Source organism: Thermostichus sp. MS-CIW-26 (genome assembly GCF_054059115.1).
Genome location: NZ_JBSSBV010000014.1, coordinates 1 through 16,141 on the forward strand (window position 1 = coordinate 1; position 16,141 = coordinate 16,141).

Annotated in this window: 12 protein-coding genes; 11 read left to right on the forward strand and 1 reads right to left on the reverse strand. The window is 59.3% G+C overall.

Going from position 1 to position 16,141, the window contains the following annotated elements:
• Positions 1-137: 137 nt before the first annotated feature.
• Positions 138-1,259 (reverse strand): PP2C family protein-serine/threonine phosphatase, encoded by a 1,122-nt coding sequence (locus ACVWZU_RS06540; RefSeq protein WP_011434461.1) that lies wholly within the window; start codon positions 1,257-1,259, stop codon positions 138-140.
• A 442-nt stretch (positions 1,260-1,701) separates the two neighbouring features.
• On the opposite strand from ACVWZU_RS06540, the gene ACVWZU_RS06545 reads away from it, so the two are divergent.
• The 11 genes from ACVWZU_RS06545 (at position 1,702) to rsgA (ending at position 16,060) form a co-directional block, all read left to right on the forward strand.
• The gene (locus tag ACVWZU_RS06545) at positions 1,702-3,456 is read left to right on the forward strand and encodes a hypothetical protein (RefSeq protein WP_457443987.1); all 1,755 of its coding nucleotides are present in this window, start codon (positions 1,702-1,704) and stop codon (positions 3,454-3,456) included.
• 93 nt (positions 3,457-3,549) lie between these two features.
• Positions 3,550-4,590 carry an NADP(H)-dependent aldo-keto reductase gene (locus tag ACVWZU_RS06550; RefSeq protein ID WP_457443989.1) on the forward strand — a complete coding sequence of 347 codons (1,041 nt, stop codon included), beginning with the start codon at positions 3,550-3,552 and terminating at the stop codon, positions 4,588-4,590.
• Between the two features lie 174 nt (positions 4,591-4,764).
• A complete protein-coding gene (locus tag ACVWZU_RS06555; RefSeq protein WP_457443991.1) occupies positions 4,765-6,507 on the forward strand; it encodes an S-layer homology domain-containing protein in 1,743 nt (580 codons plus the stop codon).
• 134 nt (positions 6,508-6,641) lie between these two features.
• A complete protein-coding gene (locus ACVWZU_RS06560; RefSeq protein ID WP_457443993.1) occupies positions 6,642-7,568 on the forward strand; it encodes a hypothetical protein in 927 nt (308 codons plus the stop codon).
• Positions 7,569-7,634: 66 nt separating this feature from the next.
• The gene (locus ACVWZU_RS06565; RefSeq protein WP_414374087.1) at positions 7,635-8,855 is read left to right on the forward strand and encodes a DUF445 domain-containing protein; all 1,221 of its coding nucleotides are present in this window, start codon (positions 7,635-7,637) and stop codon (positions 8,853-8,855) included.
• A 40-nt stretch (positions 8,856-8,895) separates the two neighbouring features.
• The gene (locus ACVWZU_RS06570; RefSeq protein WP_457443995.1) at positions 8,896-10,557 is read left to right on the forward strand and encodes a bifunctional metallophosphatase/5'-nucleotidase; all 1,662 of its coding nucleotides are present in this window, start codon (positions 8,896-8,898) and stop codon (positions 10,555-10,557) included.
• Positions 10,558-10,713: 156 nt separating this feature from the next.
• On the forward strand, positions 10,714-11,451 hold the full coding sequence (grpE, locus tag ACVWZU_RS06575) for a nucleotide exchange factor GrpE (RefSeq protein WP_414407151.1): 738 nt from the start codon (positions 10,714-10,716) through the stop codon (positions 11,449-11,451).
• Between the two features lie 179 nt (positions 11,452-11,630).
• Positions 11,631-13,439, forward strand: a complete 1,809-nt coding sequence (gene dnaK, locus ACVWZU_RS06580; RefSeq protein WP_414329166.1) for a molecular chaperone DnaK — start codon at positions 11,631-11,633, stop codon at positions 13,437-13,439.
• A 130-nt stretch (positions 13,440-13,569) separates the two neighbouring features.
• The gene (dnaJ, locus tag ACVWZU_RS06585) at positions 13,570-14,754 is read left to right on the forward strand and encodes a molecular chaperone DnaJ (RefSeq protein ID WP_414329167.1); all 1,185 of its coding nucleotides are present in this window, start codon (positions 13,570-13,572) and stop codon (positions 14,752-14,754) included.
• Positions 14,751-15,020, forward strand: coding sequence for a sulfurtransferase TusA family protein (locus ACVWZU_RS06590; RefSeq protein WP_414329168.1), 270 nt, complete (start codon positions 14,751-14,753; stop codon positions 15,018-15,020). Before dnaJ ends, ACVWZU_RS06590 begins: the two co-directional genes overlap by 4 nt.
• On the forward strand, positions 15,017-16,060 hold the full coding sequence (rsgA, locus tag ACVWZU_RS06595; protein WP_457443997.1) for a ribosome small subunit-dependent GTPase A: 1,044 nt from the start codon (positions 15,017-15,019) through the stop codon (positions 16,058-16,060). Before ACVWZU_RS06590 ends, rsgA begins: the two co-directional genes overlap by 4 nt.
• Positions 16,061-16,141: the final 81 nt, after the last annotated feature.

Consider the following 16,141-nt stretch of genomic DNA (forward strand, 5'->3'; position numbering starts at 1 on the left):
CACATGGCCGACACTGCGTTTTTAAAGGGCGTCGGCTACGGTCGGCGCTATCCTTCCCTGCCCTGAAGGACGGGGCTTGCCGCGCCTTTTGGTCAGGGGATCGCCTCAAAGCAGCTTGCAATAGCCATAACTCACCTCTAACCAAAGCTGATCCGGAGCAGGGAGAAATCATCCTCAAAGTCCGTCCGCCCCTGAAAGGATTGGGCCTGATGGATCACCTGATCCAAACTATTGCCAGCGCCCTTGCTCAGCAGGGCTATCAAATTGTCCAGCCCCCAGATTTCTCTCTGGGGGTTTATGACTTCGTAAACTCCATCACTGAACAGGTAGAGATGGCTGTTCTCGGGGATCCGCACCTGATCCCTTTGAAAAGTGAGGTCGGGCAAAATGCCAATGGGCAAGTTGGCAGTCTTCAGCAGGAGCGAATCCTGACCCTGGATGAGCAGGGCAGGTGGGTGGCCGGCACTGGCAAAAGAGAGCAGACGGGATCCCGGCTGGTAAACCCCATACCAAAGGGTGAAGTACATCTCATGGTGGGATCCCATTTGAAAAGAGTGGTTGAGGGCGCGCAAGACCGCGTCCGGCTGGCGGGGATCGGCATCGGCCAAGCCTTGAGTGCGCAACTGGTTCATCACCGACACCGACAACAGAGCGGATCCCACCCCATGCCCCGACACATCCAGCAGATAGATGGCCAGGTGCTCCTCATCCAGCCAATGATAGTTAAACGAATCTCCCCCCAATTCCTGGGAGGGTAAAAAGCGCCACTCGAGGGTCACTTTGCAGTCGGGAAAATAGGCCGGCTCCGGCAGGAGAGAACGCACATAGCTGGCCGCCTCGGCCAATTCTGCCCGTAACCTGGCCGTTTGCTGCTGCAGGTCATAGCTGAGCTGGTGTAAGCGTAATCCGGCTCGCACACGTGCCCGCAACTCATTGGGGTCGATGGGCTTGCTTAGAAACTCATCTGCTCCGGCATCCAGGCCCTGGATGCGGTCTTCCACCTCAGTGCGGGCGGTGAGCAAAATAAAAAACGTCGTGGAAAACTTGGGATCGGCTTTGATGCGTCGGCAAACCTCCAGCCCATCCATGTCCGGCATCATCCAGTCACAGATGATCAGCCCCGGCACCAGCAGGTGGGCTTGCTCCAGCCCCTCGGAACCGTTGCTGGCCATCTCCACGGTGTAGCCCTGTCGTTCCAGGGATCGCTTCAACACCAGCCGAATTGTGGGATCGTCGTCAACAATCAAAATGGTCGTCATGACCGCTGCACCCCAATCCTGAAGTCAAAACGCATTCAAACCCAACTCCAGCCCGATATCCCATACCGATAGGCAGATCTTTCATCCTAGCTTAGGGGTTGCAGCAGGAAAACCGGCTCGGCAAGCAGTTCACGACAACGGGGAAGGCCTCAACAGCTTCATCCATCGGAGCTGAAGGTGCGTATCGATTTGTGGATCCTCAAAACCGTGGTTGCACGCTACCCAAAAGCTAACCGTTTCCAGATACTGGTGGCGGGAGACAATTCGAGGCAGATTCTGGGCAGATTCTTCTTGAGAGACTTTCATTGGATACAGAGATACAGATCACACTCATCCATCCTTCGCCGACTTAGAGTGAACGTTAAGATTCAATAGCCTTTACCGCATGAGCACATCTCCCCCATCCTTATCCCCTTCCGCCGTTCAGGATTCGCGGGCGAGCTTGCCTCCGGGACCTAGCGAAGCTCACAGGGGAGAAATTCGGCTGGAGGACTTGGACGAGAAGCAATTGTTGGCCTCCCTATCGTCGGTGGTGTTAAACCCGGCAGCTTGGAGTTGCTTCAGCGTCAGTGAAACCAGCCGCCTGCTACGCCCCCTGCAAATCTGCCCTGACTTGACGGGAACTCTTGTTCTCTCCCCAGGGGCCACTGCCGAAGTGGTCTATAAGTTCCTGCTGAGCGATGGTCGGATCGGGACTATGAAGGGGCTGATCTCCATCGAAGACTTCCGCAGCGAGCGGCTGCGCTCCGTTTACGATCAGCTTCACATCGAAAAGATTATACCGGTCTTCACCGAGTCGGTTGTGGTGCAAATCATCGACCATTTGAAACCGATTTTTGCCCGTGACTTGGATGAGCTGCTTTGGCAAGAAAGTTTTTACTTTACCCCTCAAGATCTGCGCCAGCAGGAGTTCTTGTTGCGCGGCCTACGGCCCGAGGCGATCCCACGCAGCTTTCGGCCTCACCTGCAAAGGGTCTACACCCAGATTATGAGGGTGTGTCGCAGCTTGCCCAACATCGCCTTCCAACTGTGTCTGCGAGCCTACCTGGAGTACAACGAGGTCAAGAACAGGCATCTGCTGGCGCTTCTGCTCAGCAAGTATTTTTACACGCTCTACCGCATCGGCGGGCTGGACGGTTGGGAAAGTGGGGATCCGGTGGAGCTGGGATCCCTGCGCTCCTCCAATCGGCAGGCTCGACTCCAGGCTCTTGCTCGCCTTCTAACCCTGGACAACGACAGCGACGCTCCCCTGGTGGGGATTGGGGGCACCGGGCCGGGGGGCAGCTATTTCAGCGGGGAACGGGAGCCTGCCGGCGTTGAGATGGTGAGCTCAGAAGAGATTGAAAAGCTGCGGCAAGATGTGGAGGTGGCCCGCGGCCAGATCGCCGAGGCCCAGCAATTGGTGGCCCAATATCAGGAGGAGAAAAAACAGGAACTGCTCAACCGCCTTCAGGATCCGGGAAAGTTTCTTCTCTTCAGCATTCATCAGTTTTTTGACACCCTCTTCGGATCCCTGCCCGGGGAGGTGAAAAGCGAGTACGGGGCAGTTTGGGTGCCGCGCACCTCCTACTTGGATGAGAAGGAGCGAGACAAGCTGACAGAGCATTTGCGCCACATCACCAGCGAAGCTTATTTGGTCAGCGTTCCCTCTGCCGAGGCCACCCTCATCGGCTATTGGCGAGTTTTGGCGGATTCCTTCTACAACCAATGGGTTTTGAATCAGTATAAGCAATTGCAGAGCTATGGGGTGGATTTGGAGCAACAGGGCATCCAGATTCTGGAACGAGAACGATTTCTGGATGAGGTTCAGTTGCGCTTTGCCGCCCGCCACCGAGAAATCGTCACCCAAAATGTGGAGAAGATCACCCAAATTGTGGTGGATAGCCTGGCCAAACGGGTGGCCCTCAACACCGGCCAGCAAAGTTTTCAGGCTATGCGGGCCAAGTTGACCACCGTTTTGGATATGGACATTTCCCGCAAAGACGTGGGGGAAGTCAAGCGGCTGATCGACTACTTTACGGATGTGTTTTTGGGCAAGCGGGAGGAGCTGCGCTCCCCCTATCCGGTGGGCACGATTTTGCAAGTCAAGGCGGCCATTGAGGCTCGCCCCCCCGATAGCCGCACCCGCATCGGTCTGGAAATTTTGGGTCAGCTCTACCGCGAGTACGTTCCTCTGCTGGGATCCGCACCGAAATAGGAACGGGGGCATAGCGGGGGATCCCGTAGGCCGACAGGTTTTGGGCACAATGGGGACTGGCGCGCTGTCTAGGGTTGGAGACGGAGATTCCCCATGCGCTACCGCCAGCTTGGCCACAGCCCTTTGCAAGTTTCCGAGATCTGCCTGGGCACCATGACCTTTGGGCAGCAGAATACTTTGTCTGAGGCTTTCGAACAGCTCGACTACGCGGTGGAGCACGGGATCAACTTCATCGATACCGCCGAGATGTACCCGGTGCCGGCGCGGGCGGAAACCCAGGGATCCACCGAGCGCTACATCGGCGAGTGGCTGCAACACCAACCGCGGCATCGCCTGATCCTGGCTACCAAGATCACCGGCCCTGGTCGGCCCTGGCATTGGATTCGCGGCGGATCCCTGTCCATCACCCGCGACAACCTCAAGCAGGCGGTGGCCGATAGCCTCAAACGCCTGAAGACCGACTACATCGACCTCTACCAGATCCACTGGCCGGATCGCTACGTGCCCCTGTTTGGGGGCGTTGCCTACGATCCCAGCCAGGAGCGGCCCACCGTTCCCATTGCCGAGCAGTTGCAGGCTCTGGCGGAATTGGTGCAAGAGGGTCTCATTCGCTACATCGGCCTGAGCAACGAAACCCCTTGGGGAGTATGCAAGTTCTGCCAGGTGGCCGAGCAACTGGGGTTGCCCAAGGTGGTCTCGATTCAGAATGCCTACAGCCTCATCAACCGCACGTTTGAAATGGGCCTGGCGGAAGTCTGCCGCCACGAGCAGGTGGGCTTGCTGGCCTACAGCCCGCTCGGATTTGGGCTGCTGACGGGCAAATATCTGGGGGGGGTGAAGCCGCCGGGATCCCGTTTGGCCTTGTTTGAAGGCTTTGGCCAGCGGTACCGCAAGCCGAATGTGGAAGAAGCGGTGGCCGCCTATGTGCAAATTGCCCGCCGGCACGGTCTGACACCGGCCCAGTTGGCTTTGGCCTTTGTGCGCAGCCGCTGGTTTGTCACCAGCACCATCATTGGGGCCACCAGCCTGACCCAACTCAAAGAGAACCTCAGTTGCCTGGATGTGGAGCTGTCCCCGCAGATCCTGGCGGAGATCGAAGCGGTTCACCAGCGCTACCCCAATCCTGCCCCTTAAGAGGTTGGCGAAACCGGTGGCCAAATAGAACTTTTCAGAAGGTTTCCTCGTCTGGATGTGCGGTTTGGATCATCCTCTCCTACACTTCTGTCCGGCCAACTTCCAGGGCCCCTCCCAACCGAGAGTGGGGATCCAAGACTGTAAATCCCGTACCCAGAACCTGAGGTGTGAACGATGCGTGAGCTTTCCCTTTGGCAGGGTTGGAAGACTGCGGCTTTGGTGATCAGTTGCAGCAGCTTGGCCTGGCTTGGGGATCCCGCTTGGGCCCAACTGTCCGATATCAGCACCTATTGGGGTGCCCAGTACATTGCTGGGTTGAATGAACGGCAGATCATCGGCGGCTTCCCGGATGGCACCTTTCGTCCCAATGAATCCATCACCCGTGCCCAATTTGCCGTTATTGTCACCAAGGCTTTTGGCCTAGATACCAACGTTCCTGTGCGCTCCTTTGCCGATCCCATTCCCAGTTGGGCGGCTCCCTCCATCGGCGCGGCGGCAGCGGCAGGGTTTGTTTCCGGCTTTCCGGACGGCACCTTTCGCCCCAACGATGTGCTCACCCGTGCGCAGGCCATCACTGTCCTGACCCGTGCCGCCACCAACAGTAGGCTCATCGAGGATCCCGGTCAAATTGACGCGATCCTATCCGCGTTCGGCGATGCCAATTTGGTTCCCAACTTTGCCCGCGCCCCCATCGCGACAGCAGTTCAGGAAGGGCTGTTGGTGCTCTACCCCAACCCCACCCAATTGAATGCCCAGGCGGTGGCCACGCGGGGGGAAGTGGCTGCTCTTACCTACCAAGCGCTGGCCAAGGTGGGCCAGGTGCCCAATTTGGATCCGCCGGTGGGGGCTGCCATTCCCGGCCCTGGGATCCGTACCGAGCTCCTTGCCCAGGTCACTCCTACGCCCGAACCCCTGACCACGCCGGACATTCCCATTGAGCCTCTGGTAGAAACGCTGCCCGCCGCTCCAGAGGTGAGAACCTTCTTCGCCCGCGAAGAGCTGGGATCCGTAAACCCAGGGGATACCGTTACCGTGTTTTTGCTGGGATCCCCAGGGGCGCAGGGATCGTTTTCCATCCCCGGCATTGCCTACAACCTGCCACTGCAGGAAACCCGCCCAGGGCAATACGAGGGCAGCTACACCTTCCGCAGCCAAGACCGGGCCTCAGAAGCGCCTGTTTTTGCCCGCTTGGAGCGGGATGGACTGGTAACCCTGGTGCAGCTGCCGGATAAGACCATCACCATCGGGCGGGTGACCGACACCACCTTCCCCACCATCAGCGAACTGGCCCCTCCCAACGGATCCCTAACCGACAACTCTCGCCCCTCCATCTCAGCCCGTTTCCAAGATGACCAAGGAATTGACCTGAATAGCTTTACCTTGCTGGTGAACAATGTGGATGTCACCGCCCAAGCCCAGCTCACCCGCACCGGCTTTACCTACACCCCAGCCGAGCCGCTGCCCACCAATCGGCCGACCTTGATCGCCGTCCAAATTGCCGATACCAGCGGCAACACCACCATCCAGCAGTGGTCTTTCCAGGTGCAGGCCGCCCAGCCCACTCCCACACCAACTCCAACACCCGCACCAACCCCAACCCCAACACCGACAGCAACACCCACTCCCACGCTGACTTCAACACCAACCCCAACACCGACAGCCACGCCCACACCGACCCCAACGCCGACTCCAGCTCTGACCCCAACGCCGGAAGCTACACCCACTCCCACTCCACAGCCTGGCGGAGAGCCTTCACCTTCTCCTTCTCCAGAAGGACGGTCTCCTGCAGAACCCAAGCCGGAGTCCAGCCCCGAGGCTCAGGAGAGTGAGGCTACAGAGTCTCCTAAGCCAGAATCCCCAGCCCCCCAGCCAGGGGATCCCGGCGGACCGACTCCTTCTCCTTCCCCCAGCCCCTAGGGAAAACTCGATCCAGACCCCGAACAGGCTCAATAGTGTTTTAAGAGCTTCCGATCCCTTAATACCTACTAAATCTAGTGGGCACAAGCGGGGCAGGATGTTAAGCTACTGCCAGTTGCGACCGGATGGGATCCATGAGCTCAACCTTGCAGCCGTTCCTGCATTTGTTGCAGAGGAGTTCCTTTTGGGGGGTGTTGATAGCCGGTGCCGTTACCCCAGTTGCTGCTCAGCAGTTCGAGTTCACCCCTCAGCCGGTGCCCCCCAGGGGGGATCCCGTCCCTACCTTGCCCTTGCTGAGCCCTCCGCCCTCCCCCAGCTCTGCCGCCCCACCGGCCCTACCGCCTGTACCTCAGGTGCCGCAAATGCCGCTGGATCCCACGGCTCCGGTTTTGGATCCGATCCCGGTGGTGCCCGTTCCAGTGGCCCCAGGTGGACAACTCCCCCAAGGCGAAGCCTATTCCTATCAACGTCGGCCCGACCTCAGCCCAGGTGGGGATCTCCCTGGAGCCACGCGGGGCGAGCTGCCTGCCGGCACCCGTATTCTCCTCACGGTCTACCGCCCCATCACTTTCCAGCCCTACCAGGCCATTAACGGCCACCTGGAAGTCTCCGAGCCGGTGGTGGATCGCTTTGGCCAGGTGGTGATCCCGGCAGGGAGTGTAGTGTGGGGCACTTTTGAGCCGGTTTACCGAGAACTGAAGTTGTCTGGCCGGGAGGCGGAGAGCGCCGATCCCCAAGAGCGGGTCGTCGGCAGCCGCTTTGTGGCCAACCGCCTCACCATCGGCTCTTCCACCTACTTGGTGAGAGGCCAATCTGCGCCGCTACCAGTCGGGTTGGATCGCAACGCCGATGTCGGCACAACTGTAGCCCGCGGGGCAGGCTATGGGGCAGCAGGTGGGTTGGCCTTGGGGATCCTCACGGGGGGATGGGGCTTTTTGCCGATCTTGGCCGGCAGCTTGGCCGGCGCTGCGGCAGGCAGTACCAATATTGACCGGGTGGTGACGCTACAGCCCAATACGCTGGTGGAGCTGGAACTGACCGATAGCCTGATCATCCAATAACTGGTCAACGCTCTCTTGCGCTGGGGCAGGTCAGTAGAGTAGAAGAGAGCACCCTCAATTGCTTCCATGGCCTTCTGGATCTACGTTGTGCCCCCGCTGGCCGGGCTGGTGATCGGCTATTTCACTAACGACATTGCCATCAAAATGCTGTTCCGGCCCTACCGCCCCTATCGGGTTTTCGGCTGGCGCATCCCCTTCACCCCCGGTTTGATCCCGCAGAACCAACCCCGTCTGGCCAAGCAGATCGCCAAGACCATCATGGGATCCCTGCTCACGCCGGAGGAACTGCACAATCTGGCCCGTAAGCTGCTGCAAACCGAGCGCATGCAAGCTGGGATCCGCTGGCTGCTGGGGGTAGCTCTGGATCGGCTGCAAAACCCTGAGCAGCAGCAGCAAACCGCCCAGGTGTTGGCGCGCATTTTGGCCGATCTGTTTAACGAGTCGTTGCCCCGCCTGGTGAAGGTGCTGGCCCGTCAAGAAACCTTTTTGGAAGGGCCGATTAACCAACTGTTCGACCAGGTGTTGCTGGAGCTGCGTCTCAGTGCCGAGCAGGCCAAGCAGCTCTCGGAGTGGATCCTGAAGCAGGCGCTGCCCCCAAAGGTGTTGCGGCAGAACTTGGTGGACTTTCTCACCGATCGCAACATCGAATCCCTTGACGAGGAGTTTCGTGAACGAGCGACCGGCTCCTACTGGGTGGTGGCCAACTTGTTCGGCCTGAAAAATGCCCTGTTGCGCCTGCGCACCTATTGTCTAGAAGAGCCGGAAGGGGCAGAAGCCATCTTGGAAGATCTGCTCAAAGACATCAACGCCTCCCGCCGCCTGACCGAGATCCTGCAGAACCTCTCGCTGCAAAACCTGCCGGTTTCCGCCGTGCGTCAGTTGCGCCGTGCCCTCCGCGACGGGATCCAAGATTACCTGCGCAGCCAAGGGCCAGAGGTTATCAAAGGGCTGGGGGAGACCATCGATTGGGAAAAAGTGGCCAGCCTGGTGTTGGGACGCCTGCGCAACTCCAAGGCGTTGATCACCTCCATCGATCAGATCAGCGCCGACCTGGCTTTGGTCTTGGAGCGCTACCTAGAACGGGATCTCGAATCCCTGATGATGCAGGTGATCCCGGTGTTGAACCTGGATCAGGTCATTGCCGATAAAGTCAACGCCACCTCCCCTGCCGACCTGGAGCAGGCCATCCAGCAGATCGTGCGCCAAGAACTCCAGGCCATCGTCAACTTAGGCGGCCTCCTCGGCTTTTTGGTGGGCTGTGTGCAGGTGCTGTTCTTGCTGGGCTGACGAGTTTGGGTTGGGCTTTGACTTTGGCTATGATATGAGAATGCGATTAACAATTCTCCACACTTCGGATCTCCATGCCAACCTGCATCCCTGGAACTACTTCACCGGGATCCCTGCGGAGCACGGTTTAGCCAAGCTGGCCACCCTCATCAAGCGCGTGCGAGCAGCCAGTGAGGATCCCGTCCTGCTCATCGACAGCGGCGACACCATTCAGGGATCCCCCTTGGGCACCTACTATGCGCAAGTGGAGCGCGTCTCTCCCCACCCCTTGGCCCATGCTCTCAACGCCTTGGGCTACGACGCCTTTACCCCCGGCAACCACGACTTTAACTTTGGGCTGCAAGTTCTCCAGGATTTTATCGGCGATCTCCGCTGTCCGGTGCTCTGCACCAACATCCTCCGCCAGAATGGGGATCCCCTCTTCCAGCCCTACCTGATCCGGGAATTGGCCGGGGTTCGCGTTGGCTTGCTAGGGCTGACCACCCCCCGCATCGACACCTGGGAGCGCCCGGACTACATCTTGGGCCTACGCTTTGCCCCCTTGTTGGAGACCGCCCGCCACTACCTATCGCTGCTGCGACCTCAGGTGGATGTTTTGATCTTGATCCTGCACAGCGGCCCCAACCAATTGCCCCCCCTGCGCACCCCTGAGCACTGGCACAACCCGGATCGCTCCGGCTGGTACAGCAACAAAAGCCTGGCAGGGGAAAACGAACTGCTGGCGCTGGCCGAGCTGGACGGCATTGACGTCATCCTCTCCGGCCATACCCACCAGACCATTGCCGGTCTGGGGGGATCCCCAGCTCTAGTGGTGCAGCCCGGCTATTGGGGCAGCCACCTCTCCCAGGTATCCCTGGAGCTGGAGCGCCAGGGCAGCCGCTGGCAAATCATCAGCAAAAGCGCACAGCTCCTCTCCGCCGAAGGGATCCCTCCCGATCCCGAACTCTTGGCCTTGACAGAGCCCTATCATCAAGCCACCCTGCGCTACATCCGTCAGCCCATTGGCCAAGCCCGTTCTGCCTATAGCGGCGGTCTGGCAGCCCGTCTGGGGGCCAACCCTCTGGCAGAGCTGCTCCATCAGGCCCAATTGCAAGCAGTGCGGGAGGCAGGATTCCCCGCAGAGCTCTCCCTGGTCAACATCTGCAGCAGCGCCGGCCTGTCAGCAGGCCCCATCTCCCTGCAAGATGCCTACAGCCTCACCGTCTACGACAACACCCTCTGCGTTTTGGAGATCACCGGAGATATTCTGCGGCGCGCCCTGGAACAGACTGCCGGCTATTTTCGCCAGTTGGATCCCAATCACCTTCCCGCCGATCCTGCTGCCGTCGTGGCCCCCGAAGCCCGCGGCTACACCTTCGACCTCTACCACGGCATCGACTACTGCTTCGATCTCACCCGCCCCGTAGGAAAGCGCCTGGTGACCTTACAATTCCGCGGACAGCCGGTGGAACCAGCACAGACCTTTCGCCTGGCCATTAACCACTACCGAGCCGGCGGCGGCGGCGGTTACAGCATGTTCCAAGAAGCCCAAACCCTGTGGATCTCAGCCGATAGCATCCGCGACTTTCTGGTCTACTATATTCACACCCACTCCCCCATTCAACCCATCTACAGCCCCAACTGGCGCCTAATCCCCGACTTGGCCAAGATCTACTTCCCCGATTGCCTGGGCCGGCCACGGGAACATCTGCTGGTCGGCTAGGAAAGAAAAGATATTGACTTCAACTGGCTGAAAGAGAACCCGGTAGAATACGATCAACACAGAGCCTGGTTTGGCTGAGTGCAGCGGCGGTTTTGAAACTGCCAAACTGGGGATATCCGAGTCACTGCTCATTGCTCACACTTGCCGACATCGCCCATGACTGCCGAAGAGAAGCAACCGATGGCCCCAGAAGATACCTATCCTGAACTACAGGAAGAAGAGATCGACGTAGAGGCAGAGCTGGAGAAGCTGATTTTGGAAGATAGCGAAGCAGAAGCCGGTACCTCCTCCGGAGAAACCGCAGCTGAGCCTTCTCCAGATCCCGGTGAAGCTCTCAAGCAGCTCCAGCACGAGTTGGAAGTTGTCCGCCAGCAACTCAAAGAGAAAGAAGACGCCTACCTGCGCCTCTACGCCGATTTTGAAAACTACCGGCGGCGTACCCAGCGGGAAAAAGAAGAGTTCAGCCAAAAAGAACGGCAGAAATTTGTGCTGGAGATCTTGCCTGTTGTGGACAGCTTTGAGCGGGCTCAGCAGCAGCTGAAGCTGGAAACCGACCGCGAGCGGGAGTTGCACAACAGCTACCAGAGCGTCTACCGCCTGCTGGTGGAATGCCTGAAGAAGATGGGCGTCTCCCGCATGAAATCGGTGGGCCAGCCCTTCGACCCCAACCTGCACGAAGCCATAGCCCGTCAGCCCAGCCCAGACTATCCCGAGGATGTGGTAGCCATCGAATATCAGCCAGGTTACAAGTTGGGGGACTTGGTGATCCGTCATGCCATGGTAGCCGTCTCGGCGGGCAGCCCCAGCTCTGAACCATCCCCCCCAGCCCAAGCCACCATCGAAGCTGGTCCGGAAAACACGCCCGCCTCTCCCCAAAACCCCCAACCTTCCTAGCCGAACTTGCTCACTTGAACCTTGACAAACAGAGCCAGAGCAGTCTCAGAAACGCTACAGTAAAGCTACGGAGACGAAAGCACCGTCTGAAGGTTTCTGCGGGATTCTGGGCAGAATGCTTTTAAGATCCGTGGAATCGCGTTCTTGGGTTGAGACTTGGCGCACGGGGAGAGGGGGCTATGGGTAAAGTCATCGGGATTGACCTGGGAACCACCAACAGTTGCGTGGCGGTTTTGGAAGGTGGTCAGCCCGTTGTGATTACCAACGCCGAGGGAGGGCGCACTACCCCCAGCATTGTCGGCTTTGCCAAGAACAACACCCGCCTTGTAGGCCAACTGGCCAAGCGCCAGGCGGTTACCAATGCTGAAAACACCATCTTCAGCATCAAACGCTTCATTGGCCGCACCTTTGCCGAGACCGAAGATGAGCGGAGGCGGGTTCCCTACAAGGTCATCCCCGGTCGAGACAACATGGTGGAAGTGGCGGTGCAAGATCGCGCCTACACTCCGCAGGAGATCTCCGCCATGATCCTGCAAAAGCTGAAGGCCGATGCGGAGGCCTATCTGGGGGAGCCGGTGACCCAAGCCGTGATCACCGTTCCCGCCTACTTCACCGATGCCCAGCGGCAGGCCACCAAAGATGCGGGCACCATTGCCGGCCTGGAGGTGCTGCGCATCATCAACGAGCCGACAGCAGCCGCCCTGGCCTATGGCCTAGACAAACAAGATCAAGACCTACGCATTCTGGTTTTCGATTTGGGTGGCGGCACCTTCGATGTCTCGGTGCTGCAACTGGGCAGCGGCGTGTTTGAGGTGCAGGCGACTGCCGGCAACAACCACCTGGGGGGGGATGATTTCGACCAAAGAATTGTCGATTGGCTCATCCGTCAGTTTTTGGAGACGGAAGGGATCGACCTCTCGCGGGATCGCATGGCCCTGCAGCGGATGCGGGAGGCTGCTGAGAAGGCCAAAATTGAGCTGTCCAGCACCCAGGTTACACTCATTAACCTGCCTTTTATCACCGCCGACGATTCGGGGCCCAAGCACCTGGAAGTGGAGCTGACCCGCGGCAAGTTTGAGGAGTTGGTGCGGGATCTGGTGGAGGCCACCGTGGAGCCTACAGAACAGGCGCTGCGGGATGCTGGCCTCTCCCCTGCAGACATCGACCGCGTGCTGCTGGTGGGCGGCTCTACTCGTATTCCCGCTGTCCAGGAGAAAATTCGGCAAATCTTCAAAAAAAACCCAGATCGCTCCGTCAACCCGGACGAGGCGGTGGCCCTTGGCGCTGCCATCCAGGCAGGCGTGGTGGGTGGAGAAGTGAAAGATCTACTGCTGCTGGACGTGATCCCTCTCTCGATTGGGGTGGAAACGCTGGGGGGAGTCTTCACCCGCATCATCGAGCGCAACACCACCATTCCCACCAGTAAAACCCAGATTTTCTCCACTGCCACCGATGGCCAGAGTGTGGTGGAGATTCACGTCCTGCAGGGAGAGCGGGCCATGGCCAAAGACAACAAAACCTTGGGCCGCTTTCAGCTGACCGGGATCCCGCCGGCTCCCCGTGGGGTGCCCCAGATCGAGGTTTCTTTTGACATCGATGCCAACGGGATCTTGAAAGTCTCGGCCCGGGAAAAGGGGACAGGAATCGAGCAGAGCGTCAAGATCACCAACAACGGTGGCTTGAGCAGCAGCGAGATCGAGCGGATGCGCCGAGAAGCGGAGGCCTATGCCGAAGAAGATCAACGCCGGCGGCAGTTGGTGGAAGCCCGCAACCAGTCAGATAGCCTGCTCTACAACTACGACAAAACCCTGCAGGAGCATGGCAATCGTCTCAGCGAAGCTCGAATCCAGCGGGGGGCTCAGGTGGCGGGCACATTGAGGGCATTGCTGGCAAATGATAACGTAGACTTAGCAACTTTACGGAACGCAATGGAAGAGCTGCGGGCTGTCCTGCTGGAGATGGGTAGCGAGATCTATGGAGCTCGCTGAGGATTCTAGGCAACTGCTTGCTCTCCCCCAGCTCCGGTGCCTTGTAGGTCTGCTTCGGTTGTGCTGCCTGACAAGTTGCATCTCAAGTGTGTCTGATGTTTTGATCTTTAACCTCTTCTGAAGCGCTTCTATGGCTCGCGACTACTATGAAATCTTGGGGGTTAGCCGCGATAGCTCCAAAGAGGAGATCAAGCGCGCCTATCGACGGTTGGCTCGTAAGTACCACCCGGATGTCAACAAGGAGCCAGGCGCCGAGGAGCGCTTCAAAGAGATCAACCGTGCCTATGAGGTGCTCTCTGATAATGAGCTGAAAGCCCGCTACGATCGCTTTGGAGAAGCGGGTTTGAGTGGAGCTGCTGCGGCAGCAAGTGGATTCCAGGATTTTGCGGGGATGGGTGGCTTTGCCGACATTTTCGAGAGCTTTTTCACCAACTTTGCAGGGGCAGGAGCCAGCTATGCCCGCAGTCGCCAGGGGCCGGTACGGGGCGATGATCTGCGCTTTGACCTAAAACTGGAGTTTCTGGAAGCCATCTTCGGCGGCGAAAAGCAGATTCGCATCAGCCACTTGGAAGTCTGCAACGTCTGTGGAGGCAGCGGGGCCAAGCCCGGTACGGAGGTGAAAACTTGCCCCACCTGCGGGGGCGGCGGTCAGGTGCGGCGGGCAACCCGCACGCCGTTTGGCAACTTTACCCAGGTCTCGGTTTGTCCCACCTGTGGTGGCAGCGGTCAGGTGTTGGAAGAGCCCTGCTACAACTGCAATGGCGAGGGCTTGGCCCAAACCACGAAGAAACTGCGCATTAACATCCCAGCCGGCGTGGATAGTGGCACCCGTTTGCGGGTTTCCGGGGAAGGCGATGCCGGTCGACGCGGTGGCCCGCCCGGGGATCTCTACGTCTACCTATTCGTGGAACCGGATCCCGACTTCCAGCGAGATGGCCTGACCATTCTCTCGGAGGTGCGGGTGAGCTATTTGCAGGCCATCTTGGGGGCCAAGGTCTCTGTGCCCACCGTGGACTCGAAAGCCGGCCTGGAGGAGGAGGTGGAGCTGACCATCCCAGCCGGATCCCAGCCGGGTACAGTGCTGACCCTGGAGGGCAAGGGGGTACCTCGCATTGGCAACCCGATGTCTCGGGGCGACCACCAAATCACCTTGGTGGTGGAGATCCCCACCCGCATCAGCTCAGAAGAGCGGGAATTGCTCATGCGCCTGGCTGAGCTGCACGGAGAACGCATCAACAAGCGGGATGGTTTCTTGGGCGGGTTGTTGCGGGGGCTGGCCCAGATGCCCGGCAACCGGGAGCGTGAGGAAGAATGACTGCAGAGGCTGTTTCGTCGGAAGAGGTCAAGTTTATCCTTGACCAGCGTGGGATCCCTTGCCCACTTAACTACGTGCGGGCGAAGCTGCGCCTGGAGCGCATGGCTCCTGGAGAACTGCTGGAGCTGTGGCTGGATGCGGGAGAACCTCTGGAGCAGGTGCCCAACAGTCTAGCCATGGCCGGGCATCGGATTGAGGGACAGGCAGCTTCCCCCGAAGGCCATTACATTCTCTGGGTGCGTCGCGGCACGCCTGCGTCGCCATGAGCCCGGTGAAACCAGAAGGAAAGGGGGATCCGGGATCCAGTTGTACCGGCTGGGTGCGCGCAGCGCAGGCCAACTTTTATCGCGTGCGGATCGATCCGAGTTTGGCCGCCCTTTTTCCCGAGATCCCGGCTCAGTTTCCGGCTCAAAAGCCCACCCCGGCGGAGATTCTCTGTACCTGTCGGGCCAAGCTGAAAAAAACGGGCCAGCAGGTGATGGTGGGGGACTGGGTGGAGGTGCGCTTGCCGCCTGCTGCCGCCGACCTCTGGCCGGAGCGGGGGGTGATCGAGGCGATCCTGCCGCGGCGCACTCAGCTGCCTCGACCCGCTATTGCCAACGCGACCCAAGTTCTGGTGGTGGTGGCCCTGGCCGAGCCCGACCCTGAGCCCAACGCCCTCAGTCGTCTGCTGGTGCAAGCCGAGGCCAGCCAACTGCGGGTTCAGGTGGTGTTGAACAAATGCGACTGCGTGGATCCAGAAGTGGCGACAACTTGGGTGGAGCGTCTGCAGAGGTGGGGATATGAGCCTCTGTTGGTCAGTGCCCACACCCAAGCTGGGATCCCCCAGTTGCAACAGTGCTGTCGAGATCAGATCTCGGTGGTGATGGGCCCTTCCGGGGTGGGCAAATCCAGCTTGCTCAATCGGCTGCTGCCGGACGTTCGGCTGGCTACTCAGGCCGTCTCCAGACGTTTGGGCTATGGTCGGCACACCACCCGCCATGTGGAGCTGTTTCCTTTGCCGGAAGGCGGTTGGATCGCCGATTCGCCGGGATTCAATGCTGGCGAAGGGATCCCGCCGGTGCATCCTTTGCAGTTGATACGGTGCTTCCCCGAAGTAAGGGATCGCTTGGGCGCCTGTCAGTTTCGCGATTGCCTGCACCATCGAGAGCCGGGCTGTGGGCTCCGAGATCTGGATTGGGAACGACGGACTTTTTACTTGCAGCTTTTGCAAGAAGTCCAGCAGGTGCAAAAGGCATCGGTGGGCCTTATCCAGCCTGGCCAAGATCCCAGTCTCGCCAGAATTGCGCGAAAGACCCCAATCTGAGGACTATAAGGACTATAGTCGTTTCAGGTTACGGTGAGACGCCTGGGCCACTGAGAAAAGCCTTCTGGCGTCCTGCATCCA

What these genes read in the sequence shown, in the direction of transcription:
- grpE (WP_414407151.1), top strand. Translation starts at nt 10,714, where the DNA reads ATGACTGCCGAAGAGAAGCAACCGATGGCCCCAGAAGATACCTATCCT.
- dnaJ (WP_414329167.1), top strand. Translation starts at nt 13,570, where the DNA reads ATGGCTCGCGACTACTATGAAATCTTGGGGGTTAGCCGCGATAGCTCC.
- ACVWZU_RS06555 (WP_457443991.1), top strand. Translation starts at nt 4,765, where the DNA reads ATGCGTGAGCTTTCCCTTTGGCAGGGTTGGAAGACTGCGGCTTTGGTG.
- ACVWZU_RS06540 (WP_011434461.1), bottom strand. Translation starts at nt 1,259, where the DNA reads ATGACGACCATTTTGATTGTTGACGACGATCCCACAATTCGGCTGGTG.
- rsgA (WP_457443997.1), top strand. Translation starts at nt 15,017, where the DNA reads ATGAGCCCGGTGAAACCAGAAGGAAAGGGGGATCCGGGATCCAGTTGT.
- dnaK (WP_414329166.1), top strand. Translation starts at nt 11,631, where the DNA reads ATGGGTAAAGTCATCGGGATTGACCTGGGAACCACCAACAGTTGCGTG.
- ACVWZU_RS06550 (WP_457443989.1), top strand. Translation starts at nt 3,550, where the DNA reads ATGCGCTACCGCCAGCTTGGCCACAGCCCTTTGCAAGTTTCCGAGATC.
- ACVWZU_RS06565 (WP_414374087.1), top strand. Translation starts at nt 7,635, where the DNA reads ATGGCCTTCTGGATCTACGTTGTGCCCCCGCTGGCCGGGCTGGTGATC.
- ACVWZU_RS06570 (WP_457443995.1), top strand. Translation starts at nt 8,896, where the DNA reads ATGCGATTAACAATTCTCCACACTTCGGATCTCCATGCCAACCTGCAT.
- ACVWZU_RS06560 (WP_457443993.1), top strand. Translation starts at nt 6,642, where the DNA reads ATGAGCTCAACCTTGCAGCCGTTCCTGCATTTGTTGCAGAGGAGTTCC.
- ACVWZU_RS06590 (WP_414329168.1), top strand. Translation starts at nt 14,751, where the DNA reads ATGACTGCAGAGGCTGTTTCGTCGGAAGAGGTCAAGTTTATCCTTGAC.